Source organism: uncultured Anaerotruncus sp., assembly GCF_902490045.1.
Lineage (GTDB): Bacteria > Bacillota > Clostridia > Oscillospirales > Ruminococcaceae > Anaerotruncus.
On record NZ_CABUCJ010000177.1, the window covers coordinates 1 to 3,359 of the forward strand.

The window sequence follows — 3,359 nt, forward strand, 5'->3', positions numbered from 1 at the left end:
CGGCCGCACGATCGACTCCCCCACGATCAACCAGCGGTTTCCCGCCGACTTCGTGCGGCTGCGCCACGGGGTCTACGCGGCGGCGGCGCGGGTGGACGGGACGCTGCGCCCGGCGGTCACCAACATCGGACTGCGCCCCACGGTGGAGAACGCCTCCGCCGTCAACTCGGAGACCTACATCATCGGCTTCTCGGGCGACCTCTACGGGCAGGCGGTCGAGGTGCGGCTGCTTCGGTTTCTGCGGGGGGAGCGGAAGTTTCCCTCGGTCGAGGAGCTGAAGCGCCAGATCCAGGCGGACGCGGCGGCCTCCCTGCCCGTCGCGGAGCGGTATATCGCCGAAAAAAACGGAAAATAAAGGCATGATCCCTTTACTTTCGGTCAACACTATGCTACAATTAACAATTGATGTGACCTTTTTCACGGAGACAGGGTTTTACGCCCGGGCGAAGAGCCGAACGGGATGTCACCCGCCTGTCCCTGAGATCAAGGCAAATTTAACATGAAAGGTGATTCCCAACATGATCCGCAAGGAAGAAAAACAGGAAGTCATTCTCCAGAACGCCACCCACGAGGGCGACACCGGTTCGCCGGAAGTCCAGGTTGCCATCCTCACCAAGAGGATCGCCGACCTCACCGAGCATCTGAAGACCCACAAGAAGGACCATCATTCCCGCCGCGGCCTCTTTAAGATGATCGGCCAGCGGAGAAACCTGCTCAACTATCTGGCCAAGAAGGACATCAACCGCTACCGCGCGCTGATCGCCAAGCTGGGCCTGCGCAAGTAAGCCATAAACGAAAGGCAGGCGGAGCGTCCGCCTGCCTTTCGATGCATCATCCAGAAGAATTTTACGGAGCTGTGGGCGTCCTTTTAGCAGTTACTTGAGCGCTCGAGGCGCCCTCGAACGCTGAAATACTTGCTAAAAAGTACGCAGCTCCGTGAGATAAAATATTTTGATTACGGAGGAACTGCAATGTTTGAAAACTACAAGGTATACGAAATCGAATACGGCGGCAAAAAGATGACCTTTGAAACGGGCAAGATGTGCTGCCTCTCCAACGCGTCGATCCTCGTGCGCTGGGGCGAGACGGTCGTGCTCTGCAACGTCACCGCCTCCAAGAAGCCCCGCGAGGGCATCGACTTCTTCCCGCTGTCGGTCGACTTCGAGGAGAAGCTCTACTCGGTCGGCAAGATCCCCGGCTCCTTCATCAAGCGCGAGGCGCGCCCCTCCGACAAGGCGATCCTCAACTCCCGCCTCGTCGACCGCCCCATCCGCCCGCTCTTCCCCAAGGACATGCGCAACGACTGCTCGGTCGTCATGACCGTCATGTCGGTCGACGCCGACTGTCCGCCCGAGATCGCGGGCATGTGCGGCGTTTCGCTCGCGCTGTCCATCTCCGATATCCCCTGGAACGGACCGATCGCCGGCGTCAACGTCGGACTCGTCGACGGCGAGGTCGTCGTCTGCCCGACCGCTGAGCAGCGCGCGAAGAGCGACCTGCAGCTGACCGTCGCGGCGGACGAGGACGTCATCTGCATGATCGAGGCGGGCGCCAACGAGGTCGGCAACGACGTCATGCTCGACGCGATCATCAAGGGCCACACCGAGATCAAAAAGATGGTCCGCAAGATCAAGGAGATCCAGGCCGAGATCGGCAAGCCGAAGTTTGCCTTCGAGTCGGTCAAGGTCCCCGCCGACCTCTTCGAGGCGGTCAAGGAGTTCGCGATCGAGGACGTGCGCGCCGCGCTCGACACCGACGACAAGAGCGTGCGCGACGAGCGCCTCGCCCCCGTCGAGGAGCGCGTCCACGAGAAATTCGACGACGAGGAGAAGTCCAACGCCGCCCAGATCGACGAGGCGTTCTACCAGCTCCAGAAATTCGTCGTCCGCCGCTGGCTGCTCGACGAGCAGAAGCGCGTCGACGGCCGGGGAATGGATGAGATCCGCCCGCTGGCCGCCGAAGTCGGCCTGCTGCCCCGCGTCCACGGCTCCGGCATGTTCACCCGCGGCCAGACCCAGGTGCTGACCATCTGCACGCTCGGCACCGTCAGCGAGGCCCAGAAGCTCGACGGCATCGACGACCAGGACCAGAAGCGCTATATCCACCACTACAACTTCCCCTCCTATTCGACGGGCGAGACGAAACCCAGCCGCGGCCCCGGCCGCCGCGAAATCGGCCACGGCGCGCTTGCCGAGCGCGCCCTCGAGCCGATGATCCCCTCGCTCGAGGAGTTCCCCTACACGATCCGCCTCGTCTCCGAGGTGCTCTCCTCCAACGGCTCCACCTCCCAGGGTTCCATCTGCGGCTCCACGCTGGCGCTGATGGACGCGGGCGTGCCGATCAAGCGCCCGGTCGCGGGTATCTCCTGCGGGCTGATCACCGAGGGCGACCGCTGGATGACGATGGTCGACATCCAGGGGCTTGAGGATTTCTTCGGCGACATGGACTTCAAGGTCGGCGGCACCGAAAAGGGCATCACCGCCATCCAGATGGACCTCAAGATCAAGGGCCTCAACTACGACATGATCAAAGAGGCGTTCGAAAAGACCTACCAGGCGCGCATGTATATCCTCAACGACATCATGCTGCCGGCCATCCCCGCGCCGCGTGAGGAGCTCTCCAAGTACGCGCCCAAGGTAAAGTCCATCCACATCAATCCCGACAAGATCCGCGAGGTCATCGGCTCGGGCGGCAAGGTCATCCAGAAGATCTCCGCCGACTGCGGCGTCAAGATCGACATCGACGACGACGGCACCGTCGTGGTCTCCTCGGTCGACGCGGACGGCATCCGCCGCGCCGTCTCGATCATCGAGACGATCGTCAACGACCCCGAGGTCGGCGCGATCTACAAGGGCAAGGTCACCCGCCTCATGAACTTCGGCGCGTTTGTCGAGCTCGCCCCCGGCAAGGAGGGCCTTGTGCACATCTCCAAGCTCGATATGGGCCGCGTCGAGAAGGTCGAGGATGTTGTCGCCCCCGGCGACGAGGTCATCGTCAAGGTCACGGAGATCGACCAGCAGGGCCGCATCAACCTCTCCCGCCGCGACGCGCTCATCGCCATGGAGGCCAAAAAGAACGCCGCGAAGCAGCAGTAAAAGGACAGCAGTTTTTAGAGGCGCCCCGGGTGGGGCGCCTCTTTCTTTGGGTTTCCGCCCATTGGGCGGCTGGGTTTGCCGGCGGCGGTTTTAGATATTCCGCCCAGAGGCCGGAGGGCCTGTCGGTAGTCGACCGACAGCGACCCTATTGTCTCGGCCTAAGAGCCGCCCTACGGGCGGTTGGCCTCGATCGGCGGCTGCGGCCGCGCTCTTGTACGGACAAGAAATAGGGGAAAGAAGCCGCAAGGGGAGACCCCCTTGACC

General features: G+C 62.5%; 3 protein-coding genes. All 3 read left to right on the forward strand.

Translation table 11 applies throughout. The features are described from left to right. Positions 1–355 (forward strand): riboflavin kinase (locus tag RDM88_RS12305; protein ID WP_308755118.1); only part of this gene is annotated, 355 nt, incomplete at its 5' end. A gap of 163 nt (positions 356–518) precedes the next feature. After that, positions 519–785: a 30S ribosomal protein S15 gene (gene rpsO, locus RDM88_RS12310; RefSeq protein ID WP_101552729.1), complete on the forward strand. Its 267-nt coding sequence runs from the start codon at positions 519–521 to the stop codon at positions 783–785. A 186-nt stretch (positions 786–971) separates the two neighbouring features. Further along, positions 972–3,095, forward strand: coding sequence for a polyribonucleotide nucleotidyltransferase (locus RDM88_RS12315; RefSeq protein WP_308755119.1), 2,124 nt, complete (start codon positions 972–974; stop codon positions 3,093–3,095). Positions 3,096–3,359: the final 264 nt, after the last annotated feature.